Source organism: Anaerozeibacter quisquiliarum, from assembly GCF_051162045.1.
Classification (GTDB): Bacteria; Bacillota; Clostridia; order Christensenellales; family Aristaeellaceae; genus Anaerozeibacter; species Anaerozeibacter quisquiliarum.
On the sequence record NZ_JBISDI010000006.1, the window covers coordinates 21537 to 47015 of the forward strand.

Genomic DNA, 25479 nt, shown 5'->3' on the forward strand with positions numbered 1-25479 from the left:
CGGCACATACCGCAGGGGCACAGGCCGTCCCTGCAAGAGGGGACGTGGCATCATGGCGAAGGCGAAGACACGCTACGTGTGTTCGGAATGCGGGTACGAAACGACGAAGTGGCTGGGTAAGTGCCCGGAATGCGCCAATTGGAATACACTTACAGAAACCCCGCCCGAGGCGGCGGCCGTGCCGGAGAAAAAGCTCAGGCGCCGGCCGGGCGCGGGGGCCGCGGCGCTTAAGATCGACGAGATCCCCGAGGCGGGCATGGAACGGCTGTCGACCGGCGTCGCGGAGCTCGATCGGGTGCTGGGCGGCGGCGCGGTGGAGGGTTCGCTGCTGTTGGTGGGCGGCGATCCGGGCATCGGAAAATCGACGCTGCTCACGCAGGTGTCGGCGCACATGGCGCAGGCGGGGCACAGGGTTCTCTACGTGTCGGGCGAGGAGTCGGCGCGGCAGATCAAGCTGCGCGCCGCGCGCCTTAACGCGACGAGCCCCAATTTTTACATCCTGCCCGAGAACGACATGGACGTGATCGAGGCGCGGCTGAACGAGGTCGCGCCGCGGGTGTGCGTGGTGGACTCGATCCAGACGATGTATTTGAGCGATATGGCGAGCGCGCCGGGCAGCGTATCGCAGGTGCGGGAATCGGCGGCGCAGCTGATGCGCTACGCGAAGCTGTCGGGCTGCTGCGTGTTCCTGGTCGGGCACGTAACCAAGGAGGGCGCGATCGCGGGGCCGCAGGTGCTCTCTCACATGGTGGACGCGGTGCTGTCGTTCGAGGGCGACCGCCAGCACCAGTATCGGCTGCTGCGCGCGGTGAAGAACCGGTTCGGTTCGGTGAACGAGCTGGGCATGTTTGAGATGACGGGCGAGGGCATGCGCGAGGTGCCCAACGCGTCGGAGGCGCTGCTGAGCGAGCGCGCGCACGGCATGAGCGGCTCGTGCGTGCTCTGCGCGATGGAGGGTTCGCGCCCGGTGCTGGCCGACGTGCAGGCGCTGGTATCGACGACGGTGTTCGGCAACCCGCGGCGGATGGCGAGCGGCGTGGATCAGGGAAGGCTTTCGCTGCTGCTCGCGGTGCTTGAGAAGCGCGCGGGGCTTTTGCTGTACAATCAGGACGTGTATGTGAACATCGCGGGCGGGCTGGAACTGAGCGAGCCGGCGGCGGACCTGGCGCTGTGCGCGGCGGTGGCGTCGTCGGCGAAGAACGCGGTGCTGGGCGCGCAGGTGGCGGTGGTGGGCGAGGTTGGCCTGGCGGGCGAGGTGCGCGCGGTGGGCCAGGCCGAGCGCAGGCTGGCCGAATGCGCGCGCATGGGCTTCACCGACGTGGTGCTGCCCAAGGGGAACTTAAAGGGATTAAGGCCCCCCGACGGCCTGCGCGCGCACGGCGTCGCGACGGTCGCCGAAGCGCTGGCGAAGTTGCTCTAGGTAACCGCCGATCAAATCCCACGCGCGGAGGCGGCTGCCTTTGCGCCATCTTGCGCCTCAAAAATCCTCGACGCAGCGCCGCTACGCCTTCAGATTTTGCAAGCGCAATCTGACGAAAATTCAGCGCGCCACCGCACGCATGCCTTAATCAGCGCTTACCTAGGGATGGGGTTGACGGGCAGGTGGGCCCCTTGAAGGGGGGCCTGGGCCGATAGCCCAGCGGGGTTTGGGGGCGCACCCTCCCGCACCCAGTGTGCGCGGAAGGGTGCCAGCCCAATGGGCAAACGGGCACCGATTCTGTGCGAAACGGGGTTCTTTGACAGCCTGAGCGCCCATCGGGTGATGGGCGCTCAGAACTTATCTTTAGGGTTAGAAAGAAGTCATGGTAAATCCAGCGACCGAACGGTTCGCAGCATATTGGGCAAAATAGGATGTTGTCGTTAGGTCGCTCATAGAGGCAATGCCGCAAAGTGACTTTTGTCCGCTATACGGTTCATAGTATAGTGGGCCACCGCTGTCACCGTGGGCAAGCGCGATATCAGTACCAATCGCTTTCGTTAGCGTTCTTCCGGTGGAATCAACGACAGTCGCGTTGCTACTTATCACCTTCCCGCTTCCGATCGTAATACAACCGTTCGACCACACTGTAGCGTTAGTTGCGGGAAGTCCACCCTGGTATGGCGCGCTGATGCCCCCAATGGATATGCCTGCCATGTGGACATCGCTATTGGCTCTGGGGATTAGCGCACAGTCCATATCATTACCAAGGTAGATATCATCCACATCTCCAATGTATATCTCATCATCCCATGAATGATTCCCGGGATTGTATGTGTTGGTGTATGGCGGCGGCAAGTACATCATACGGCGTCCTGCCTGTTGACCATGTCCGCAAGTGAGAATACCGTACTTCGTCACTCCATTTTTTGTCCATTTCACTCCACATGTTGCTGAGCAATATCCAGCGTAAAACTCACCTCCGCCAAGAATAAGGCCCGCACCATCCTGTACGAACACCCCTGCCTGTTCTCTCCTAGTAAGTTCAGCGACATCGCCCATAACAGAAACAATAGGGTGCTCATCCCAAACCACCTTGTACATATCCGAATCTGGCGCGTATCGCTGAAGCCTTTTGCCGATATCAACGTCAGGTTGGTAGACATGCACCTCCAGTTTATTCTCTTGGGTGTTCACAAAGAGGCTCTGAATATGCAGTTCGTGCATCCGCGTACTTAGTTCTTCCTGAAGGTCCTCGAGTTGCCCAAGAGAGTACCGAACAGTATGCATCTTCACCATATCCGATTCGGAGATTCCGATCGGATGGCTGGGCAACAGATTCACGTGAATTGACTCGCCATCATCGTTCAGGTAGTACCCGCCATATTCGCCCTTGTCCAGCCCGCTTATCATCGAAAGCGCAAGCTCGCGCTTTTCCAACGAAGAATCGTGATCCATAACAACACCTCCAACAATCGTTCCGATCAAAAACAGCACAACTGTCACCGAGAGTGCGATGGCCATCGACCTCTTGCTTCTCATTGCAGCCTCCCCTCTACGCCTTCGACGCGCATGTTTACAACTTGGTTCCATATAAACACTTTGATAGCAAATATTTACTTGCAAACCCTCTAGGAAAGCGCTGGTTAAAGCACGCGTGCGGAGGCGAGCCGAATTTCCGTCAGATCGCGCTTGCAAAATCCTCGACGTAGCAGCACTACGCCGAGGATTTTGCAGGCGCGAGATAGCGGAAATTCGGCTCGCCTCCGCGCTTAGGATTTGGTCAGCGCTTCCCTAAATCTCCACCTCCAGCTTATACGTCCTGAGCCAGTCGTCGATCTGCAGCAGGTAGGCGATCATCTGCGGCCCGGCCATCAGCTGACCGTACCAGGGCGTTTCGCTCGCGCGCAGCCCGCCCGCCATCAGCGCGCGCACCGCGTCCGCGTCCAGCACCTTCAGGATCGGCGACGCCTTATCGCCCAGCACCTCCTGCATCCGCGCGCAGACCAGCTCCGCGTACAGTGGGTGGTGCGTCTTCGGATACGGGCTCTTCCTGCGCTTCAGCAGCCCCTCCGGCAGCAGGTCCCGCATCGCTTCCCTGAGCAGCCCCTTCTCCTGCCCGCCCAGGTTCTTGACCGCCCAGGGCACGTTATACATATACTGCACCAGCCGGTCGTCGCAGTAGGGCGTCAGCACGCCCACCCCGCTCGCGCCGCACATCGCGCTCGCCCGCTCCTGCAGCACCGGCATGAACCACTCAAAACACAGCCCATGCTGAAGGCGAAGCCGGGCTTCCTCGGCGCTGTCCTTCGTCAGCCGCGGCTGCCGCGCCGCCGACTCGTGGTAGCGCGCCGCCGCGTACTCGTTCAGCTTCAGCTTGTCCCGGAGGCTCTTCCTGAGCACCGACTCGCGCAGCGCGATTGAACCCGACCACGCGAAAGCGTCCCGCGCGATCAGCTCGCTCCGGTGGAACCAGGGGTATCCGCCGAACACCTCGTCCCCGCACTCGCCCGACAGCACGAACCGGTCCCGCCCCGCGATCTCGCGCGCGAACAGCATCAGCGAAGCGTCCACGTCGGCCATGCCCGGCATGCCCCGCGCCGTCATCGCTTCGTGCAACGCATTCATCAGCGCCTGCTGGCCGAGCCGCACCGTCCGGTGCTCGGCGCCCAGCAGCTTGACCGCCTGCTCGACAAACGGCCGGTCGCGCTCGTGCTGGTAGTCGTTTTGGATAAAGTGCTTTTCGTCCTCCTCGTATTCCACCGACCAGGTGCGAATCGGCCCCTGCCCCGTGCGGCTCAGCAGCGCGCTCAGCACCGTGGAGTCGAGCCCGCCCGACAGCATGCTGGCGGGCCGCGCCCACAGCACCTCGCCGAGCGCGTCCTCGACCAACAGCCGCACCTGCTCGATCGTGTCGGGCAGCGAGTCTGGGTGCTCGCGCGCTTCCAGCCGGAAATAGCGGTGCAGCCGCTGTCCCGCGCCGCCCGCCACCAGCGCCGTGCCCGGCTCAAGCGCCTTGAGATTGACGATCGGCGTCAGCCCCGGCGTGCGCGCCGGCCCCAGCGCGAACAATTCCTTAAGGCCCTGCGCGTCCACCGCACGCCGCGCGAACGGCGCGGCCAGCAGCGCCGAGGGATGATCGGCAAACGCGACCGACGCGCCCTGCGCCAGGTAAAACACCCTCTGCTCGCCCATCCGGTCGCGGCTGAGCACAAGGACGTCCATGTCCCGGTCGATCACCGCACTGGCCACCGGCCCCTCCAGGTGCTCGGGATAGCGCTCACCCCACAGCCGATAGGCCGCCAGCACCAGCGCCGACAGCCCGCCCGCGGCGTCCACCCGCACACCCGCCTCGCGCAGCCGCTCATGAAGCGCGTGCTCGTTGCGTATGTACCCCGCCGCACAGGCCATCGCGCCGCCGTCGGTCGCGCTGTGCGCGCACAGCGCATGCCGCCCCATCACCGCGTACGGCGCGTCGAGCGCCCCCATCAGCGCCTGCGGCTGTCTGGTGAAAAACAAACCCGCATACCTCATACCACCACTCCCCCCGGCATCGTATGCGGGCGGGGCGGAATTGTGCAGGCATCCCCGACCCCGTCCTTCCCATCCGCGCCGTTCCGTGTTATACTAACCGCAACGCTCATGCAAGGGTGGTGCCCCCATGCAGTTCACCGCGCCCAATGGGCCGGACGCGCCGGTCGAGCGGTTCATGCGCAAGCGGCCGCTCGCGCTGGCGGCGGCGTTGCTGGCGGTCGGAACGGCGGTCGGCGCGCTCGGCGTCGTGCCATGCGCGCTGTTCGGCGCGGCGGCGGCGCTCTTGGGCGGCTGGGTGCCGTTCGCGCGGCGGCCGGTGGCGGCGTTCGCCTTGTTTTTATTCGTGGGCGCATGGGGCGCGGGTGCGCTGGCGACGCTGCCGGGGCCCGAACCGGGCGACGGCGTGCTCGTGCGCGGGCGGGTGTGCGCCGCGCCGCGCGTCGAGGATGACCGCGTGACGCTGACGCTCGACCGCGTCGCGATCGACGGCCGGCCGGCGGACACGCGGCTCTGGCTCTACCGCTACGCGCCCACCGAGGTTAAGGTTGGCGACACCGTGACCGCCACCGTCGAGACCTGGCGGCCGCAGGGACAGCGTAATCCGGGCGGGTTCGACTTCGCCGCCTTCCTGCGCCGCCAGGGCGTACGGCTGTGCGCCACCGTCAAGGGCGAGGCGTTCCGCGTCGAATCCGGTCGGGCGTTATCGCCGATGCCGCTGCTCGAACGATTGCGCGCCGCGGCCGGCGCGGCGCTCGACCGGCTGTTTTCCGATCACGCGGCGCTTGCGCGCTCGATGCTGCTGGGGGACAAGGGTGCGCTGCCCGAGGAACTGCTCGAACAGTTCCGCACCGCGGGCGTCGCCCACCTGCTGGCGGTGTCGGGGCTGCACGTCAGCGCTCTGGCCGTGGCGCTGGCCTGGCTGCTCAGGCGGTTCGGCCTCGGGCGGCGACGCGCGTTCTTCATTACGCTGCCGCTGATTGCGCTTTACGCGCTGCTGGTGGGGCTGCCCGCGTCGGCGGTGCGCGCGGCGTTGACCTTCGCGCTGGCGGGCGGCGCGCGGCTGTCCGGCCGGCCCTACGACGCGCTGACCGGCCTTGGCGCGGCGCTTTCCATATTGTTGGCCGCGCAGCCGCTGTCGATCGGCGACCCCGGGCTGATCCTGTCGTTCTCGGCGATCGCGGGTATCCTGCTGCTCGCGCCCACGCTGCGCACGCTGCTGCGCTCGTCCGGGCGCAGCCGTCCGGTGCGCCATCTGCTGGACGCGCTCGCGGTGTCGCTGGGGGCGCAGCTGGCCACGCTGCCCGCGCTGTGCTGCCTGTACGGCGCGATCACCCCCTACGCTTTGCTGACCAACCTCATCGCGGTGCCGCTGGGCATGCTGGCCTTGCCGCTGATCGCGTTGGCGCTGCCCTTCGCGGCGCTGCCCGCCGCCGCCGCCGTCGCGCTGCCGGCCCGGCTATGCCTGGATGCGCTTACGCTGCTGACCGGCCGGATGAGCGCGCTGCCCGGCGCGGTGCTCGCCGCGCCCCATTGGCCATGGCCGCTGTGCGCCGCGTTCGCGCTTTTGTGCCTTGCCTGCTCGCCCTACCTGCGCGTGCCGGAGCGCCGGCGTGCGCTGCTGCTGCCGGGGCTGCTGCTGCTGTGCGCGCTGTCGTTCGGCTGGGCGCGACTCAATTGGCCCTCGGGGCTCGCGGTCACCTTTCTGGACGCCGGGCAGGCCGACGCCGCGGCTGTCAGCGCCGAGGGCAGGCTGTACTTCGCCGATCTCGGCAAGGGGCACTCGCCCGCCGCCGACTACGCGCGCTACACCGGCCGCCGCGCCTGCGCCGTGTTCCTGACGCACCCGCATAGCGACCACGCGGGCGGGCTCAAGGAACTGATGAGCCTGGGTTATGCGCCCGACCTCTATCTGTCCGGCCTCTGGGGTGATGTCGAGCCCGATCCGGGGATTCAGGCGCTGGTGGACGAGGCCGGGCGCCGGGGCGGCGCGATTCGCTACCTGTGGGCGGGCGACCGGGTGCAGTTGTCCCCCGGCGTGGTCTGCGAGGTGATCGCGCCCGAGCGTGGGTTCCGCCCGTCGAGCGGCAACGCGGCCTCGATGATGCTGCGCTTCGTGTACGGCGAAGGCTCGGTGCTGATCGGCGGCGACCTGCCCGCCTCGGCCGAGCCCGCGAACCCGCCCGAGGCGTCGCTGATCAAGGCGTCGCACCACGGCGCGGCCGACGCCACCAGCACCTTTCTGCTGCGCGCGGCCGGCCCCCTGGTCGCGGTGATCCCGGTCGGGCGCAACGGCTACGGCCATCCGTCGCCCGCACTGCTTGAGCGTCTGCGCGCGGCGGGCGTGGCCGCCTATCGCACCGACCGGTCGGGCGCGGTGACCGCCCGCATCGGCGCCGATGGAACGATTGAAATGGAGACGTTTTTATGACGGTGACCTGGACGCAATACTTCGACCAGATCAAGGGCGGCGACATCGCGCCCGTCTACCTGTTCACCGGGCCCGAGGCCTTCGTCAAGGAACAGGCGCTCGCCCGGTTGCGCGAGGCGCTGCTGCCCGCCGGGCTCGAGGCGATGAACGAGACGACCTTCGAGGGCTACGCCCCGGCACAGTCGATCATCGAGGCCGCGGAGACGCTGCCCTTCCTCAGCGAGCGGCGGTTGGTCGTCGTGCGCGACTGGCCGGCGCTGATGCCCGGCAAGATGCGCAACGAGGCGCAGGATGCCGACGCGCTCGTCGCCTGGCTGCCCCGCGCTCCGCAAAGCTGCTGCCTGGTGTTCTACCTGCGGGACGCGTTCGACGCTCGCAAGAAGGCCGGCGCGGCGCTTTCGAAGGCGGGCCGCGCGGTGGCGTTCGAGCATCTGCCCGACGACAAGCTGGCCTCGTGGCTGCAAGCGCGCGCCCGGCAGTCGGGAGGCTCCATTGATCCCGCCGCCGCGGCGCGATTGTGTTTCCTCGCCGGGCGAGACCTCACGCGGTTGGCCGGCGAGATCGACAAGCTGGCCGCCTACGCCGGCCCCGGCGGCATGGTTACCGCCGCGATGGTGGACGCGCTGGTGACGCCCTCGCTCGAATCCACGGTGTTTCAGATGATCGACTGCCTGATGGATCGGCGACTGCCGCGCGCGATCGAGCTGACGGGCGCGGTGCTGTCGTCGGGCGAGACGCGCATCGGCATCCTCGCGATGCTCACCCGCCAGATGCGGCTGCTCACCCACATGAAGCTGCTCAAGCTGGACGGCTTGCCGCTGCCCGCGATCGAGCGGCAGCTCTCGCTCAACCACTACGCCGCCACGCGGATGGAAAGGCAGGCCGCGCGGCTGTCCGCCGAGCGGCTCGAAGAAGCCTACCGCGCCTGCGTGGACGCCGACTTTGCGATCAAGCAGGGCAAGGCGCGCGACGAGGACGCGCTGAACGCGCTGCTGTTCACGCTGGGGGCGCTGTAGCATGGGGATTGATTTGGGCAGCGCGCGCCGCTGGGCGCGCGCATTACAGGAAGCCGCTGCGACGCCGGGCGCGCGCTGCGTGGACGCCACCATGGGCAACGGCGGCGACACCGAGGCGCTGTGCCGTCTGGTCGGGCCCGAGGGCCATGTGTGGGCGTTCGACGTGCAAGAAGCCGCGCTGGCCCAGACGCGCGCGCGGCTTATGCGCTCGGGGCTTCACGACCGGGCCACGCTGTTGCTGTGCGGGCACGAGCGCATGGCGGAGCAAATACCGGGCGAAATCACTCTCGCGGTGTTCAACCTGGGCTGGCTGCCCGGCGCGCCCGACAAGGCGCTGACCACGCGCGCGGACACTACGCTGCGCGCGCTGGACGCGGCGATGGCGCTGATTACGGTCGGCGGGCTCATCACCGTCTGCGCCTACCCCGGCCACGACGAGGGCGGGCGGGAGCTGAACGCGGTGCTCGGCTGGGCGTCAAAGCAACCGCCGCGCCTCGCCCAGACGATGGTTCAGCGTTACCTGAACCAGGGTGACGGCGCGCCGGTGCTGATCGCGTTGACCCGGCTTTGCTAGTCCACCCGCTCCAGCGGCTGCGCCCGATGCACGCACGCGCATGAGCGCCGAATCACCGGCTGCGCCCAGCGCGCGGCGTTTTGAATCACGCGCAATATGTGCGGGTCGTAGTAGGTGGGGTATGCCTCGTGTCCCGGCTGGAAGTAGAAGACCTTGCCGTAGCCGCGCTTGTAGGTCACGCCGCTGCGAAACACCTCGCCGCCCTTGTACCAGCTGATCGTCAGCAATTCGTCGGGCGCAGGGATGTCGAACGGCTCGCCGTACATCTCCTCATGGGGCAGCTCGATGGCGGCGGGTACCCCTTGCAGGATCGGATGCGCGGGTTCCACCGCCCAAACGCGGCAGTTGCCCCCGTCTTCGCGCCAGGTCAGGTTGCCGGTGGTGCCCAGCAGCATAAGGAAGGGCTTCGAATGATGCGCGGAGTGCAGGAAGATCGCGCCCATGCCGGCGTTGACATGCCGGCACACGCGCGCCGCCACCTCGTCCGCCACCTCGTCATGGGCGATATGCCCCCACCAGATCAGCACGTCGGTGTCCCGCAGGACCTCCTCGGTCAAGCCGTGCTGCGGCTCGTCCAGGCACGCCAGCCGGATTTGAAAGTCCGGCATGGCAATGCCCTGCGCCAGCGCGGCGTGCAAGCCGCGGGGATAGATCTTTGCAATCGCTTCGTCATGCTTCTCGTGACGAAACTCGTTCCAAATGGTGATGCGAATCACGCCTGACACCCCTCCTGCGTTGATAGCGTAATCTGGCGCCCTTCCTTCGCGGAGCGATAGATGGCGTCCAGGATCTGCGTGACGACGGCGGCCTGTTCCGGTAGCACCACCAGCTCGTTTTCTCCCCGGATCGCGCCCAGAAAGACCTTCTGCTCCGTGATCTCCGGGGTTTCGGAGGCCCCCTCGAAGAAGTCGACGTCGCCCGCCGACAGGTTGGGCTTGAGTTCATACTGGCGGTCGTGCTTGGTGCCGTTGATCGTCAGGCCGTCGAGCATGTCCGCGCCGGCCTTGGTGCCGCACAGCACGGTCTTGGCCTCGTGCACATCCAGCGTGTTCAGCGCCCAGCTCGCCTCCACCGTGATCGTCGCGCCGTCCTCCATGATGATGAAGCCAAAGGCGCTGTCCTCCACGGTGAACCGCCTTGGGTCCCACGGCCCGAAGGCGTTGGCGGGCTGCGTCTCGCCGTTGAGCTTGTGATAGACGGTGCCGACCACGCTCCTCGGCCTGTAGTTGTTCATCATCCACAGCGTCAGGTCCAGCGCGTGGGTGCCGATGTCGATCAGCGGACCGCCGCCCTGTTCCCGCTCGTCCAGGAACACGCCCCAGGTCGGCACCGCGCGGCGGCGGATCGCCTTTGCCTTGGCATAGTAGATGTCGCCCAACTCGCCGTTCTCGCACTCGCGCTTGAGGTAGGCGCTGTCCGGGCGGTAGCGGGCCTGATAGCCGACGGTCAACAGCCGGCCGGTTCGCTTGGCGGCCTCCACCATCCGCAGGGCTTCCCGATGGTTGATGGCCATGGGCTTTTCACACATCACATGCTTGCCGGCCTCAAGCGCCGCCACGCTGATCTCACAGTGCGAGCGGTTGGGCGTACACACATAGACCGCGTCCAACTCCAGCTCGATCAGCTCGCGGTAGTCGGTGTATACTTGGGCGTCCTTCGTGCCGTATTGCGTCGCGGCATCCGCGGCGCGCTGCCTGACGATGTCGCAAAAGGCCACGATGTCCGCCTCGCCGGTCGCCGCGATGGCGGGCAGATGCTTGCCTTTTGCGATGCCGCCGCATCCCACAATGCCTACCTTGAGCTTTGCCATGCGCTGTCATCCTCCTGACCATGTGTTATCGGGAGATTGCCAAGATCATTATAATCAAGTCACGGCCCTTGCGCAATCCCGATGTTGCCGCGCCTCGGCGAGCGTGATACAAATCCTTGTTAAGAATCGCGAATTTTGCGTCGAAGGCGCTGTGAACCGCCGCGTCGCGCTTTGCGCAATGCCGGGAGGCGCCTCATCCGCCAAGCCCCAAACCTTTTTGTTTACATGGGTCCCCGCTTCATGTTATACTATTGACATATTCTAGGTGCGAAGACATCTTCGACGGGGAGGGGATGACGGCGATGGAACAGGCGGTCGTTCATTACAAATGTCCGTCATGCAGCGCGCCGCTTGCGTATGACGGCGTGAGTGCGAAGCTTGCGTGTAAATCGTGCGGCAACGAGTTCGAGGCGGAGGCGGTCAGGCAGGCCGACGAGGTGCTGCGCGCGGCCGAGCAGCAGCCGGCCGCCGAATGGGCGCGCGCGGGCGACGGCGCGTGGCCGGCGGGCGAGGCTGGGCAGCTTCGCAGCTACGGATGCCCGTCCTGCGGCGCGCAGATCGTGGTGGACGAGACCACCGCCGCGACCGAGTGCGTGTACTGCGGCAACAACGCCATCATGCCGGAGCAACTCTCCGGCGCGTTCCGGCCCGACGCCGTGCTGCCGTTCGTCAAGCGCAAGGAGGACGCGGTGGCGGCCTACAAGGCGCACATCGCGGGCAAGCCACTGCTGCCCAAGGCGTTTGCGAGCAAAAACCGCATGGAGAAGATCACCGGCGTGTACGTGCCGTTCTGGCTGTTCGACTGCGAGGCCGAGGGCGACGTCGCCTACCGCGCAGAGCGCGTCCACACGCACACGAGCGGCGACGAGCGCGTGACCGTGACCGAGCACTACCTGGTGCAGCGCGGCGGCGCGCTGGGCTTAACGGGCGTGCCGGTGGACGGTTCGAGCAAGTTTGACGACGTCTTGATGGAGTCGATCGAGCCGTTCGACTACGACCGGGAGGTCGCTTTCTCGACCGCCTACCTGCCGGGCTATCAGGCCGAGCGTTACGACGTGGACGCGCAGGCGGCCGAGCCGCGCGCCGAGCGGCGCATCGCCGACAGCGTGGCGGACGCCTTTCGGGATACGGTCGTCGGCTACCACAGCGTCACGACCCAGTCGTCGAGCATCCGCTTGGGTTACGGCAAGGTACGCAATGTGCTGCTGCCGGTGTGGATGCTGAATACCCAGTGGCGGGGCAAGACGCGCACGTTCGCCATGAACGGGCAGACCGGCAAGCTGGTCGGCAACCTGCCGATCTCCGGGGCGCGGGCGTTCAAGTGGGGGCTTTCCGTACTCCTGGGCTCTACGATCGGCCTGTTCGCGCTGGCCTTCGCGCTGGCCTCGATGGGGGTGCTGTAAATGCTGAAAAGGATTGCATGGTTGGTCGCGGCGCTGCTCATTGCGGCCCTGCCGGTACTGGCCCAGGCGCCCGCGCTGGTCGTGGACGACGCGGAGCTTTTAACGCGGGAGGAACTGGACGGTCTGTTGGACGAGGCGCGCGCGCTGTCGGACGCGCATCGGATGGACATCGTGATCGTCACCCAACGCTCGATCGGCGGTCAGGCGGCGCTCGACTACGCGGCCGATTACTACGACTACAACGGCTACGGCCAGGGTACGCGCGGCGACGGGGTCCTGCTGCTGCTCAGCACCGAGGAGCGCGACTGGGCGATGGCGACCACCGGACGCGGCATCGGGGCGTTCACCGATTACGCGCAGGAGCGGATTGCGGACGACATCGTGCCCTTCTTCAGCGCCGGCAAGTATGCGCAGGGCTTTCAGCGCTTTTTGCGCGACGCGGATATCTGCCTTACACAGGCCGAGGCCGGTCGGCCCTACGACGTGGACAACCCTCTTCAGCTCAAGAGCGTGTCCGAGCGCGTGCTCGGCATGACCGGCTGGATCGTGCTGGTCGCGCTGGTCATCACGGGCATCACGATGACGGTGCTGATCCTTAAGATGCGCTCCGAGCGGCCGCAGCGCGGCGCGCGGCGCTACGTGCGCGATGGCTCGATGCGTTTGGAGCGGAGCCTCGACGTGTATCTGTACCGCAGCGAGGTACGCACGAGGATCGAGAAATCGTCGGAGAGCGGGTCTTCCGGCGGCAGTTCGACGTTCACCTCGTCAAGCGGCACGACGCACGGCGGGAGCAGCGGCAAATACTGAGTACGGACATAGAGAGGATGGGGGCATATGGGTCTTTTGCAGGCGGGCATCGGCGCGCTGTCGGGTGTGCTGGGCGACCAGTGGCGCGATTACTTTGTAAGCGACGCGCTCGAGGCGGACGTGCTGGCGGCCAAGGGGAACAAGCGCCAGAAGCAGCGGTTGTTCGGCGGCGCGGGCGGCGGCAACGTGATCTCGAACGGCTCGATCGTGGCGGTCAACGAGGGGCAGTGCATGCTGATCGTCAACCAGGGCAAGGTGGTCGAGCTGTGCGCCGAGCCGGGAGAGTTCGTCTATGACGCCTCGACCGAGCCCAGCATTTTCTACGGCGAGCTGAACAAGGAATCGATCATGGACGTGTTCAAGCTGGTCGGCGAGCGCTTCGCGTTCGGCGGCGAAGCGCCCAAGGATCATAGGATATACTTCATCAACACCAAGGAGATCGTGGGCAACAGGTACGGCACGCCGAGCCCGGTGCCGTTCCGCGTGGTGGACAACAATATCGGCCTCGACGTGGACATCGCCATCCGGTGTTTTGGCGAATACTCCTACCGGATCGTCAACCCCCTGCTGTTCTACAAGAACGTGTGCGGCAACGTGGAGGACGCGTACACCCGCGAGGCGATCGACGGCCAACTCAAGACCGAGCTGCTCACCGCGCTGCAGCCGGCGTTTGCACGCATCTCGGAAATGGGCATCCGCTACAGCGCGCTGCCCGGCCACACGGTGGAGATCGCAGACGCGCTCAATGACGTGCTGTCGGGCAAGTGGGCCACGCTGCGCGGCATCGAGGTGGCTTCGTTCGGCGTGAGTTCGGTGACGGCCTCCGAGGAAGACGAGGCGATGATCAAGCAGTTGCAGCGCAACGCGGCGCTGCGCAACCCCACGATGGCGGCGGCGCACCTGGCGGGCGCGCAGGCGCAGGCCATGCAGGACGCGGCGAAAAACCAAAACGGCGCGTTCATGGGCTTCATGGGCATGAACGCGGCGCAGGGCGCGGGCGGTATGAACGCTCAGAGCCTGTTCCAGATGGGGCAACAGCAAGACCGGCAGCCCGCCGCCGCGCAGAGCGCGCCTGTTGCCCCGGCGGTGTCGGCCGATGGTTGGGCCTGCGCCTGCGGCGCGGTCGGCAACGCCGGCAAGTTTTGCGGAAACTGCGGCAGTCCCCGCCCGGCCGAGGGCTGGACATGCGGCTGCGGCGCGCAGAACCAGGGCAAATTCTGCTCGAACTGCGGCGGGGCCAGGCCTGTCCAGTTGTCCCTGTAAATAGAGGAATAGGGGCGGCGGCAAGGGGCCTGCGAAGCGACGGGGCATGGCGATCAAGCGATCGCCATGCCCTTTGCGCGCGGGCGCGGGCGCGTTATAGCGTTTGGAGCAGATTTTCTCGCAGCGCCTGTTGACATCGGGACCGACTGCCATTATTATTAAAAAATAAACAAAACCCCCGCAATGCCGAAATATAACATGGGCGATTGCCGCGCCGGCGACGGGCCGCGCGCATTTACCGAAGGAGTGTGGACAGACCGGGCATCGCGCACAAGGCGGGCGGCGGAGGAATGCATATGAGTAAGGTGCAGCCAAATATCGCGGCGAAGAGCAGGGAGATCGGGCGGGTGTGCCATTTGAGCCTGATCCTGGGCTTCGCGTCGGGCATGGCGCTGGTCGCCGGCATACTGTTCGCGCTCGGGTGCTTCCATCTGCGGGCTGCGGCGCGGATGCAGGCGGATACGGCGCTCGGCATCGCGGCGCTGCTGCTCGGGCTGTCGGTGATCGGGGCGCTCGGTTGGGCGTTGGCGAAGCTGTGTCGGTTGGCGGCGCGCGCCCGGCAGTTGGCTGCGGACGAGGCGCTGTTCCGCGCGGTGTTCGACCAGGCCCCGATCGGCGTCGCGGTCACCCGAGGAGGGATGCTCGGCTTTGACGAACTGGGCGAGGACAGCAGCTTTAACCGCATGACCGAGCAGATCCTCGGCCGGTCGCAGCAGGAGCTTAAAACCAGAAACTGGCGGGGCTTCACGCATCCCGACGACATCGCTGCGACCGCCGATATGTACGAGCGCCTGAACAGCGGACAAGCGTCCGACTTTTCGATCGACAAGCGCTACATCCGCCCCGACGGATCGGTGGTGTGGGTGCGCTTGAAGATGAGCAAGTTCCTGGACGGGCAGCCCGAGTCGGACGCCTGTTTCCTGGCGTTGATTGAGGACATCACCGCGCGCAAGCAGGCGAACCAGGCGCTGCGCGAGAGCGAGCGCAGCAAGGCGGTGCTGTTGTCGCACCTGCCGGGGATGGCGTACCGCTGTAGGCTCGACCGGGCGTGGACGATGGAATTCGTGTCGGAGGGCTGCGAGGCGCTGACCGGCTACCCGCCCGAGGCGCTGATCTCAAACCGCGTGCTGTCCTTTAACGACCTGATCGTACCCGAGCACCGCGAGCGGATCTGGTCCGAGTGGCAGCGCGTACTGCCCATCCGGGAGAATTTCCGGCAGGAATACCAGATACAGACCGCGGTCGGCGAACGCAAGTGGGTGCTCGAGCTGGGGCAGGGCATATTCGACGAGGCGGGCGAGGTCGCCGCGCTCGAGGGCATCGTCATCGACATCACCGCCCAGAAGGACAACGAGGCGCGCATTCTGTACATGAGCGAGCACGACGCGCTGACCGGCCTGTTTAACCGGTACTACTACGAGGGCATGCACCGATCGATGGACGTGGACGATTGCCTGCCGCTGTCGGTCGCCGTGTGCGACATCGACGGGCTGCACCTGGTCAACGCGGTGTTTGGCCTTGAGCGGGGCAACCAGTTGATCGTCACCGCCGCTCGGCTGATCGAAGGCGTGAGCCGCGAAGGCGACGCGCTGATCCGCACGGGCGGCGACGAATTCCTGCTGATTATGCCGGGGACGGATGCCGCCGAGGCCGAGCAGGTTCAGCGGCGCATCCGCGAGGCGGTGGCGGCGAGCAACGCGGGCTTGCCCAAAAAGGAGTGCGAGCTCAGCCTGTCGGTGGGCTGCGCCACGCGCATGGACCTGTCCACCGGCTTCTTCGACGTGGTCAGGACGGCACAGGAAAACATGTCCTACCATAAGCTGCTCGAGCGCCGCAGTTCGCACAACTCGATCATCTCGTCGGTCATGGCCACGATGCTGGCGCGCAGCCGCGAGACCGAGACCCACGGCGAGCGGCTGGTCAGCCTGTCGAAGCGGCTCGGGCGAGCGCTGGGGCTCAGCCAGCGCGAGATGGATGAGCTGGAGCTGTACGCGATGCTGCACGACATCGGCAAGGTAGGCGTGGACGACCGCATCCTCAACAAGCCCGGCCGGCTGACCGAGGATGAGTGGGCGCAGATGAAGAAACACAGCGAGATCGGTTACCGCATCGCGGCGTCGACCATGGAGCTGTCGCACGTGGCCGACTACATTTTGTGCCACCATGAGCGCTGGGACGGGGACGGCTATCCGCACGGCATTGCGGGCGAGCAGATTCCGCTGCTCTCCCGGATGCTGTCGATCATTGACGCCTACGACGCGATGACCGAGCATCGCGTCTACCGGCGGGCGATGGAAAGCGAGGACGCGCTCGCCGAGATCGAGCGCAACGCGGGCACGCAGTTCGACCCGCAGCTCTCGCGGGCGTTCATAGACATGATCCGGGGGACCTTAGCACAATGAAGGAGATGCGTGCCATGAAAAGGCTGATCGCGCTTGTTGCCGCCTGCCTGACGCTCCTATGTGGTGCCGCTCAGGTCTTCGCCTACCCCGTGCGATCGTTGCCCAACGCCGCGCCCCTCGAATTGTCAGAGATGTTCATCCACCGCGGGGATGTCATGTTCATGGTCGATCCCGAGGACGGCGAAATCCTGTGGGCCAACCGCGCGGCGGCGGTGTTTTACGGCTATTCCGAGATCGGGATGCGCAGGCTGCGCTACGCCGACATCGTCGCGACGCCCCTGGATCAGATGGAAGGCGAGATGCGGTTGGCGCAAGAGCAGGGCCGCGATCACTACCGCCTCAAGCATCGGCACAGTTCGGGCCGGGAGATCGACGTGCAGATGAGCGCCTATCCGGTCATCTATAAGAACCGCGGCGCGCTGCTCGCCATCGTGCACGACAAGACCGATGTGGCGGAGCTCGAGGCCGATCAGTTGCGCCTCACCCGCATCTTCGCCTGGGTGGGCGGGGCTCTGACCGTGCTGATGGCGGCGCTCCTTGTGGTCACGCTGCGCGGTCGCGCCAAGATCAGGCGGGCGTACCGGACGCTTGAGACGGTCGACGCGCTGCGCAACGCTTTTTTTGAGGCGTCGGACGATATCATGTACCTCAAGGATGAGGAAATGAAATACCTGTTTGTCAACGGCGGGGTAGAGAAGCTGTACGGACGGCCGGCCGACGAGATCGTCGGCCTCGACGACTACGAGTTGTCCTCCAGGGCGTTCGCCGACCTGCGCAACAGGAGCGACGTGGCGGTCGTCGAGACCAGGGCCCCGGTGCGCGACGAGATCGAGTGGGACGGCCGGTCGTTTTCGAGCGTTAAGTTTCCGGTCTCGATGCCCGACGGATGCATGGGCATCGGCGTGATTGCGCGCGATGTGACCCGCGAGCGCGCCGAGGAAAAGTGCCGCGCGATGATGTACCGCCGCCACGAGATTTTGGCCGACGTGATGGTGCGCGGCTTCCACAGTGAGGACGAGCAACTGCGCTACGCGCTGGGCGAGGCGCTGGAGCTGACCGGCAGCGGCTGCGGCTACATCTACCGATACAACCATGCGGCGCGCGCCTTTTCGCACGGCTGCTGGACGGGCGGCCCGGTGGGGGCGGATGAGGACTGGCAACCCCGGACAGAATTTTCGCTGGACGATGGCGGCGTGTGGGCCGAGGTGGCGAGCGGCGGGAAGCCGCTGATCCTGAACGACCTGTACCCGCGCGATTCGAACTGGCTGGGCTGCCCCTCGAACTGCTCACGCTGCCGGCGCTTTGCGGCGGTGCCCGTGATCTTCGATGAGCGGATTGTCGCGGTGGTCGGCGTGGGCCAGAAGACGACCGACTACGACGAGCTGGACGTGTCCGAGCTGTCCATCTTGATGAACGGCGTGTGGAACGCCGTCCGGCGGCGCGAGGTCGAGGAGCGCATGAACTTCGAGCGCGCCCGCTATCTGAAGACGCTGGTGTCGATCGGCGACGGCGTGCTGGTGGTGGACGGCGAGGGCCGCGTCGAGATGCTCAATCCGGTGGCCGAGCGGCTGAGCGGCTGGACGAGCGCCGAAGCGGTCGGACATCACTACCGGGACGTGCTGTCCATCGAGCACGAGGACGCAGGCAGGCACATCAGCGATGTGATCGCCGCGGCGCTTACGAAGGGCGAGGTGCAGGAGCTGTCCAACCACGCGGTGCTGGTCTCCCGGCAGGGCACGCGCTGCAACCTCGAGGACAGCGCCGCGCCCATACACGGTGAGGACGGCAAGGTGGAGGGCGTGGTCATGGTCTTCCGCGACGTGACGCACCGCAAGCAGCAGCGCAGGCGGATCGAATACCTGAGTTTCCACGACGCGCTGACCGGGCTGTACAACCGGCGCTTCTTCAACGAGGAACTCAGGCGCTTGGATACCCCGCGCAACCTGCCGCTGGCGGTCATCATGGGCGACGTCAACGGGCTCAAGCTGACCAACGACATCTTCGGCCACGCGGCCGGCGACACGTTGCTGGAGCGCATCGCGCAGGTGCTCAAGCGCGTGTGCCGGGCGGACGACATCGTCGCGCGCTGGGGCGGCGACGAATTTGTGCTGCTGCTGCCCAAGACCGAGGCGGCGACGGCATTTGGCATCGTCGCGCGAACCAAGGAGGAGTTTGCCAAGGAGCGCATTCAGGCGATCAAGGGCAGCATCTCGATGGGCGTCGCCGTCAAGCGGACCGCCGAGGAAGACGTCGACCGGGTGCTGAGCACGGCCGAGGAGGTCATGTACAACAACAAGGTGCTCGGGCGGGACGAGGCGCGTTCGTCCACGATCGGCGAGATCCTGCGCACCCTGCACTTGGAGAGCCCGCGTGAGCGCGCCCACGCCGACCAGGTGAGCGCCCTGTGTGTTTCGCTCGGGCGCGCGCTCAACCTGCCGCCCGAGGAACTGCACAAGCTCAGGGAAATCGGCCGGCTGCACGACATCGGCAAGATCACGCTCGACCGCGAGACGCTGTGCCGCGCGGGCGAACTCAGCGAGCGGGAGTTGAGCGAAATGCGCCGTCACCCGATCGTCGGCTACCGGCTGCTGAGCACCTTCGACGACACGATCGACCTGGCCCCGGCGGTGCTGGCGCATCACGAGCACTGGAACGGGTCGGGCTTCCCCAAGGGACTTGTGGGGGAGGAGATTCCGCTCAATGCGCGCATCCTCGCCATTTGCGAAGTGTACGAGCGCCGGCTGTGGGAGGCGGGCGGCGATGCCCAGGCCCAAGCCCGGGTGCTCGCCTACATGCGCGAGCAGATCGGCGCGCGGTTTGAGCCCCGCCTGGCCGAGGCCTTTATAGACATGATCGAACGTGAACGACAAGGAGAAATCGCATGAAGACATTTGCCGAGCTGTACGACCGGGCTGTAAAACTGGCGCTGTCGGACGACCCGGAGGCGCTCGATAAAGCGAGCCTTGAGTACGATCCCTATCACCTGGACTGCCTGCTGCATCCGCACAAGCATCCGCTGGTGATCCGAGAAGGCGCCTGCGACTGCCCGCATGAGGAGCGCGCAGCCTGCGCCGCGCGCTGCCCGTTCGGGGCGATGCGCGTGGGCGGGGACAAAAACATCGAGATCGACCCCGCGCTGTGCGTGGGCTGCTCGGAGTGCATCCGGGGCTGCGCCAAGGACAAATTGGCCGCCAGCACCGACATCCTGCCCGCGCTCAAGGCGGTGCGCGCCGGCAAGGGCCTGAGTTACGCACTGATCGCCCCGGCGTTTCTCGGCCAGTTCCAAGCGAGCGTCACGCCCGGCAAGCTGCGCACCGCGCTCAAGGCCGTGGGTTTCGACGGCATGATCGAGGTGGCGCTGTTCGCCGACATCCTGACGCTCAAGGAGGCGTTGGAGTTCGACAAAAACATCGTCAAAGAGTCGGACTACCAGCTAACCAGCTGCTGCTGTCCGATGTGGATCGCCATGATCCGCAAAATCTACAAGGAGCTCATGCCCCACGTGCCCGGCTCGGTCTCCCCGATGGTGGCCTGCGCGCGCACGATCAAGGCGCTCTACCCGGACGCGCTGACGGTGTTCATCGGGCCGTGCCTGGCCAAGAAGGCCGAGGCGCGCGAGAAGGACCTGGCCGGTGCGGTGGATTATGTGCTCACGTTCAACGAGGTACAGTCGATCTTTGAGCTGTTGGGCATCGACCCGGCCGCGATGGGGGAGAGCGACAAGGATCATTCCTCGCGCGCCGGGCGCATCTACGCGCGCGTGGGCGGCGTCAGCGAGGCGGTGCGAGAGACGGTCGCGCGCCTGAACCCCGATCGCCCGATCACGGTCAAAACCAGGCAGGCCGACGGCGTGCCCGCGCTCAAGGCGATGATCGGCGACATCCTGGCCGGCAACGGCCGCGGTAACTTCTACGAGGGCATGGGCTGTGTGGGCGGCTGCGTGGGCGGTCCGCGCGCGATCGCGCCGATGGAGGCGGGCCGCGCGGCGGTCGAGGTCTACGGCGACCGGGCGCTGTACCGGACGCCGGCCGAGAATCCCTATGTGATGGAGTTGCTCAAGCGCCTCGGCTTTGACACGATCGAGCAACTGCTCAGCGAGGATGAGATATTCACGCGGCATTTTGATTGAGGGCGACGCCGCGCAAATCCCTCTGCGTCTACGTTCTTTGTGCGGTGTTGCCCTAATTCGCCTTGCCTTTGCGCGCGCCGGGTACAAACCGCTTGAGCCTAAGCGCGTTGGTCAGCACCGACACCGAACTCAGCGACATCGCCGCCGCGGCAAACATGGGGTTGAGCAGCGGCCCGCCGAACAGGTGCAGGAGCCCTGCCGCGATCGGAATGCCGATCACATTGTAGCCGAACGCCCAGAACAGGTTCTGCTTGATGTTGCGGATCGTGCGGCGGCTCAGCTCGATCGCCGTGGGCACATCCGTCAGGTCGGAGCGCATCAGCACGATGTCGGCGCTCTCCATCGCCACGTCGGTGCCCGAGCCGATCGCAATGCCGATGTCGGCCTGCGCCAGCGCGGGCGCGTCGTTGATGCCGTCGCCCACCATGGCCACCTTGCGGCCCTCAGCCTGCAGCTTCACAACTTCGTTCGACTTGTCCTGCGGCAGCACCTCGGAGAGCACGCGGTCGATGCCCACCTGCCGCGCAATGGCGGCGGCGGTCTTCGCGTTGTCGCCGGTAATCATGGCCACCCGGATGCCCATCCGGTGCAGGCTGTCGATGGCATTCCGGCTGCTTGGCTTGACCACGTCGGCCACCGCCACAATGCCCGCGAGGCTTAAGTCAACCGCCACGTACATGGGCGTCTTGCCCTCTTCGGCGAGGCGGCCTTCGGCCTCTTCGAGCGCCGCAAGCGCGATGCCCCGCTCGACCATCAGCGCGCGGTTGCCCACCAGCACGGCCCGGCCGTCGATCTTGGCCTCGATGCCGCGGCCGGTGATCGACGAGAAGTCCTCGACCGGCTGAAGGGCCATCCCCTTGTTTTGCGCGTCCGCCACAATCGCCTGGCCCAGCGGATGCTCGGAGCCCTGCTCGGCGGAGGCGGTGAGCCCGAGCAGTTCGTCTCGCTCGAAGCCGGGGGCCGGCTTAACGTCGGTGACGGTCGGCTTGCCCTCGGTGATCGTACCGGTCTTGTCGAACACGACCGTATCAATTTTGTGCGCGATCTCGAGCGCCTCGCCGCCCTTGATAAGGATGCCATGCTCCGCGCCCTTGCCGGTGCCCACCAGGATGGCGGTCGGCGTGGCCAGGCCCAGCGCGCAGGGGCAGGCGATGACCAGCACCGAGATGAAGATCGTCAGCGCGAACTTCACGTCGCCGCCCGTGCCGAAGTACCAGGCAACGCCCGCGAGGATCGCGATCGCGATCACGATCGGCACGAAGTAGCCGGACACGACGTCGGCCATCTGGGCGATCGGGGCTTTCGAGCCCTGCGCGTCCTCGACCAGCTTGATGATCTGAGCCAGCGCCGTGTCGCCGCCCACCTTCTCGGCGCGGAAGGTCACCCGACCCGTGGTATTGAGCGAGGCGGCGTATACCTTATCGCCCGCCTGCTTGTCGACCGGCATGCTCTCGCCGGTCAGCATCGACTCGTCGATGGCGGTGTGGCCCGACAGCACGGTACCGTCCACCGGAATCTTCGAACCCGGCTTTACAACCAGCACATCGCCGATCGCGACCTCATCGATCGCAATCTCGCGCTCCGCGCCGTCCTCCACGATGATCGCGGTCTTGGGAGCCAGCCCCATCAGCTTCTTGATGGCTTCGCTGGTGCGGCCCTTGGAAACCGCTTCGAGCGACTTGCCGAGCAGGATCAGCGTGATGATGATGCCCGCCGTCTCGTAGTACAGCATGTCTACCGCGTGGAAGTGGCCATAGGCGATCCGGGAGGTGCTGTACATGCTGTAAACGACGGCGGCGGTGGTGCCGACGGCGATCAGCGAGTCCATGTTGGGGCTGCGCGAGAACAGCGCCTTGAAGCCGACCGTGTAGAACCGATGGCCCACGGCGAGCGACGGGATGACCAGCAGCAATTCCGCCAGCGCGTACCTGAGCGGGTATCGCATCGGGTCGAGCCACGCCGGGAAGGGCAGCCGCACGAAGCCGATCATCGGCGCCATCGCGATGTACAACAGCGGCAGCGAGAACACCGCCGAGATGGTGAATCTGGTCCACAGGGTGCGGATATCGCGCTGCTTGCGCACGCGGTCCTCGTCTGAAGCGCGTTCCTGTTTGACCTCGAGCGCCTGGTAGCCCGCCTGCTCGATCGCCGCGCGCAGGTCGGACAGCCGCGTGACGCCGGGCTGAAAGACCACGGTCGCTTTTTCGGTGGCGAAGTTGACCGACGCGCTGTCGACGCCCTTAAGCTTCGCAAGCGTCTTCTCGACCCGTTGGGCGCAGGCCGCGCAGGTCATGCCGCCGATGTTGAGGGTGATTTGTTCCATAGAAAGAGGCTCCTTCCCAGATGTTTTGCGGCTGGCACACGCCGACCACGTTCACAGTCATCCTAACCATGTCCACGATCATTCTAACTTAAACGGAGGATAATTCAAGTACGCACATAAATGTGCTATAGTACCTCAAAAGATACCGAGGGAGGACGAACACATGGACGAACAGGCCGTGAACTGCCCGGTGGACGCCGCGCTCGACATGATCGGCGGCAAATACAAGGCGCTGATCCTGTGGCACCTGACCGACGCCACGCTGCGCTTCGGCGAGCTGCGCAGACTGATCCCGAAGGCCACGCCCAAGATGCTGACCCAGCACCTGCGCGAACTCGAGGCGCAGCGCATGGTCGTGCGCACGGTGTACCCGGTCGTTCCGCCCAAGGTGGAGTACACGCTGACCGAGCTTGGGCGCAGCATCCGCCCGGTCCTGCAGGGGATGTACGACTGGGGCGCGGACTATCTGCGGGGGCAGGGCATCGAGGTCAACTGCTCGATGACAACGCCAAGGACGTGATCTACGGCTGGACGCCGCCTGCGCCGACGGGCGTCGGTTCGTTGCCGGCGGTTAGTGCGCGTCATGCCGCCGATGATGGGCCGCATGGCCGCGGTAGCGTCCATGGAGCACTCCTCCGTCATTTTTGTTCACATAATAGCATGATGCCTGATTTTGCAGAGATTATGTGGGTACATATACTCATGGGGCGTTCTCGGACGCTGATGAAAAGGCCAAGGAGGCGCGCACGGGAAGAAAGGGCACCGGGGCATCCCCGCCGGCTGTATCGGCGGACGGGCGCGGACGGCGAGAGCCGCAAGGTGTCCTACGGGCGCGGCTCCAGCTCCAGCTGACTTGCCCGAGCGGCCGGGCTGGTCCGAGCTGTTTAGAATCGGCCCATAAGAAGGGAGCACTCGCATGCAATACTTGATTTTGTTTCTCGAAGGCATCATCACCTTCATCTCGCCCTGCATCCTGCCGATGCTGCCGATCTACATCTCCTATTTCGCGGCGAGCGGCGAGGATCGGCGCAAGACGCTAATCAATGCGATCGGATTCGTGCTGGGGTTCACCGTGGTGTTCGTCGCGATGGGCGCGTTCGCGGGCAGCATCGGGCGGCTGATGCGCGAGCACGTCCAAACCCTGAACCTCATCACCGGCCTGATCGTGATCGTGTTCGGGCTCAACTTCATGGGCATCCTGAAGATCGGTTTTCTGAACCGCTCGAGCGGGCCGGACGCCGAGGTCGGGAATCTGGGGTTTTTCTCATCGGCACTGTTCGGCATGGTGTTCGCGGTCGGCTGGACGCCCTGCGTGGGCGCGTTCCTGGGCTCGGCGCTGCTGCTGGCCTCGCAGGCCGGATCATGGCTCAAGGGCGTCGTCATGCTGACGGCCTTTTCGCTGGGGCTGGGCATTCCGTTCATCGCGAGCGCGCTTCTGATCGACCGGCTCAAGGGGGCCTTCAACTTCATCAAGCGGCATTATAAGGTCATCAACATGGTGTCCGGCGCGCTGCTCGTTGCGATCGGTATCCTGATGGCCACCGGCCACATGGGCAAGTTTCTCTCAATGCTGACGTTTTAGAGGAGGGTGTCATTTATGAATAAAAAGACAAAGACCGTGCTGCTCGTGGCGGCGTTCGCGCTGTTTATCGCCGTGGCCGTCCTTGCCTACAACCGGCTGGGCGAGCGGGTGAAGCCCGAAGGCAGCCTCGACCTCGCGCTGAACGAGGCCGAACAGGCCACGCCCGAGCCCGCCGAAGCGCCGACCGAGCCCGCCGCGGCTGCGGAACCCACACCCGAGGCGCAGACGGCCGAGCCCTCGCCCACACCCGGCAAGCAGCGCAGGAAGGCGCCCGACTTTACGGTGCTCGACAAAGACGGCAACGAAGTCAAGCTGTCCGACATGCTGGGCAAGCCGGTGGTCATCAACTTCTGGGCCAGTTGGTGCCCGCCCTGCAAGGGCGAGATGCCGGAGTTCAACGACGTCTATCAGGACGTGAAGGACGACGTCCACTTCATGATGGTGGACCTGGTGGACGGGGAGCGCGAGACCATGCAGAAGGGCGCGAAGTACGTCGCCGACCAGGGCTTCACCTTCCCGGTGTACTACGACACCACCCAGGAGGCCGGCATGACCTACGGCATCATGTCGATCCCCACCACCCTGTTCCTCGATGCCGAGGGTTACGTGGTGACCGGCGTGCAGGGCGCGATCGACGCCGACGCGCTGCGCGGGGGGATCGAGTTGAGCAAGTAGGAGACCGTGGCGGATTGCGAAGGGGTTGCAGCGTCTTTTCCGATGCTGCAACCCCGCCTCGGCTTGATGTGCAATGACCGCGAATGAAGAAGAGCGCGACCGTCGGCGCGCCCTTC

The 25479-nt window shown here is 65.7% G+C and carries 17 protein-coding genes and 1 pseudogene; 13 read left to right on the forward strand and 5 right to left on the reverse strand.

The window, feature by feature from the left end; genetic code table 11:
- Nucleotides 1-52: 52 nt before the first annotated feature.
- On the forward strand, nucleotides 53-1420 hold the full coding sequence (gene radA / locus ACH6CV_RS03685; RefSeq protein ID WP_456356816.1) for a DNA repair protein RadA: 1368 nt from the start codon (nucleotides 53-55) through the stop codon (nucleotides 1418-1420).
- A gap of 369 nt (nucleotides 1421-1789) precedes the next feature.
- On the opposite strand, the gene ACH6CV_RS03690 is transcribed toward radA, so the two are convergent.
- Together ACH6CV_RS03690 and ACH6CV_RS03695 are read right to left on the reverse strand one after the other, a co-directional pair.
- Nucleotides 1790-2941 (reverse strand): hypothetical protein, encoded by a 1152-nt coding sequence (locus ACH6CV_RS03690; RefSeq protein WP_456356817.1) that lies wholly within the window; start codon nucleotides 2939-2941, stop codon nucleotides 1790-1792.
- Nucleotides 2942-3211: 270 nt separating this feature from the next.
- Nucleotides 3212-4936, reverse strand: a complete 1725-nt coding sequence (locus ACH6CV_RS03695; protein WP_456356818.1) for an asparagine synthetase B family protein — start codon at nucleotides 4934-4936, stop codon at nucleotides 3212-3214.
- Between the two features lie 142 nt (nucleotides 4937-5078).
- On the opposite strand from ACH6CV_RS03695, the gene ACH6CV_RS03700 reads away from it, so the two are divergent.
- From ACH6CV_RS03700 to ACH6CV_RS03710, 3 genes are read left to right on the forward strand one after another with little or no spacing between them, the layout of a single operon-like run.
- The gene (locus ACH6CV_RS03700; protein WP_456356819.1) at nucleotides 5079-7379 is read left to right on the forward strand and encodes a ComEC/Rec2 family competence protein; all 2301 of its coding nucleotides are present in this window, start codon (nucleotides 5079-5081) and stop codon (nucleotides 7377-7379) included.
- Complete coding sequence (gene holA / locus ACH6CV_RS03705) at nucleotides 7376-8395, forward strand: DNA polymerase III subunit delta (protein WP_456356820.1); 1020 nt, start codon at nucleotides 7376-7378, stop codon at nucleotides 8393-8395. Before ACH6CV_RS03700 ends, holA begins: the two co-directional genes overlap by 4 nt.
- Nucleotide 8396: 1 nt before the next feature.
- Entirely contained in the window at nucleotides 8397-8969 is a 573-nt protein-coding gene (locus tag ACH6CV_RS03710; RefSeq protein ID WP_456356821.1) for a class I SAM-dependent methyltransferase, read from the forward strand.
- On the opposite strand, the gene ACH6CV_RS03715 is transcribed toward ACH6CV_RS03710, so the two are convergent.
- Together ACH6CV_RS03715 and ACH6CV_RS03720 are read right to left on the reverse strand one after the other, a co-directional pair.
- Nucleotides 8966-9685, reverse strand: coding sequence for a ThuA domain-containing protein (locus ACH6CV_RS03715; RefSeq protein WP_456356822.1), 720 nt, complete (start codon nucleotides 9683-9685; stop codon nucleotides 8966-8968). The genes ACH6CV_RS03710 and ACH6CV_RS03715 overlap by 4 nt on opposite strands.
- A complete protein-coding gene (locus ACH6CV_RS03720) occupies nucleotides 9682-10779 on the reverse strand; it encodes a Gfo/Idh/MocA family protein (RefSeq protein ID WP_456356823.1) in 1098 nt (365 codons plus the stop codon). The genes ACH6CV_RS03715 and ACH6CV_RS03720 overlap by 4 nt, the downstream gene beginning before the upstream one ends.
- Before the next feature lie 302 nt (nucleotides 10780-11081).
- Between ACH6CV_RS03720 and ACH6CV_RS03725 the strand changes: the two genes are divergently transcribed.
- From ACH6CV_RS03725 to ACH6CV_RS03750, 6 genes are all read left to right on the forward strand, one after another.
- Complete coding sequence (locus tag ACH6CV_RS03725; RefSeq protein WP_456356824.1) at nucleotides 11082-12182, forward strand: hypothetical protein; 1101 nt, start codon at nucleotides 11082-11084, stop codon at nucleotides 12180-12182.
- On the forward strand, nucleotides 12183-12989 hold the full coding sequence (locus tag ACH6CV_RS03730; protein WP_456356825.1) for a TPM domain-containing protein: 807 nt from the start codon (nucleotides 12183-12185) through the stop codon (nucleotides 12987-12989).
- A gap of 27 nt (nucleotides 12990-13016) precedes the next feature.
- Nucleotides 13017-14252, forward strand: a complete 1236-nt coding sequence (locus ACH6CV_RS03735) for an SPFH domain-containing protein (RefSeq protein WP_456356826.1) — start codon at nucleotides 13017-13019, stop codon at nucleotides 14250-14252.
- 296 nt (nucleotides 14253-14548) lie between these two features.
- On the forward strand, nucleotides 14549-16654 hold the full coding sequence (locus ACH6CV_RS03740) for a sensor domain-containing diguanylate cyclase/phosphohydrolase (protein WP_456356827.1): 2106 nt from the start codon (nucleotides 14549-14551) through the stop codon (nucleotides 16652-16654).
- A gap of 14 nt (nucleotides 16655-16668) precedes the next feature.
- Nucleotides 16669-19539 carry a diguanylate cyclase gene (locus tag ACH6CV_RS03745; RefSeq protein ID WP_456356828.1) on the forward strand — a complete coding sequence of 957 codons (2871 nt, stop codon included), beginning with the start codon at nucleotides 16669-16671 and terminating at the stop codon, nucleotides 19537-19539.
- Entirely contained in the window at nucleotides 19536-20783 is a 1248-nt protein-coding gene (locus ACH6CV_RS03750) for a [Fe-Fe] hydrogenase large subunit C-terminal domain-containing protein (protein ID WP_456356829.1), read from the forward strand. Before ACH6CV_RS03745 ends, ACH6CV_RS03750 begins: the two co-directional genes overlap by 4 nt.
- 52 nt (nucleotides 20784-20835) lie before the next feature.
- Here the strand turns inward: ACH6CV_RS03750 and ACH6CV_RS03755 are convergent.
- Nucleotides 20836-23109, reverse strand: a pseudogene (locus ACH6CV_RS03755) (heavy metal translocating P-type ATPase); the annotation flags it as partial.
- Between the two features lie 160 nt (nucleotides 23110-23269).
- On the opposite strand from ACH6CV_RS03755, the gene ACH6CV_RS03760 reads away from it, so the two are divergent.
- From ACH6CV_RS03760 to ACH6CV_RS03770, 3 genes are all read left to right on the forward strand, one after another.
- Complete coding sequence (locus ACH6CV_RS03760; RefSeq protein WP_456356830.1) at nucleotides 23270-23626, forward strand: winged helix-turn-helix transcriptional regulator; 357 nt, start codon at nucleotides 23270-23272, stop codon at nucleotides 23624-23626.
- Between the two features lie 396 nt (nucleotides 23627-24022).
- Nucleotides 24023-24688 carry a cytochrome c biogenesis CcdA family protein gene (locus ACH6CV_RS03765; protein ID WP_456356831.1) on the forward strand — a complete coding sequence of 222 codons (666 nt, stop codon included), beginning with the start codon at nucleotides 24023-24025 and terminating at the stop codon, nucleotides 24686-24688.
- Between the two features lie 15 nt (nucleotides 24689-24703).
- Entirely contained in the window at nucleotides 24704-25363 is a 660-nt protein-coding gene (locus tag ACH6CV_RS03770) for a TlpA family protein disulfide reductase (RefSeq protein ID WP_456356832.1), read from the forward strand.
- Nucleotides 25364-25479 lie beyond the last annotated feature (116 nt).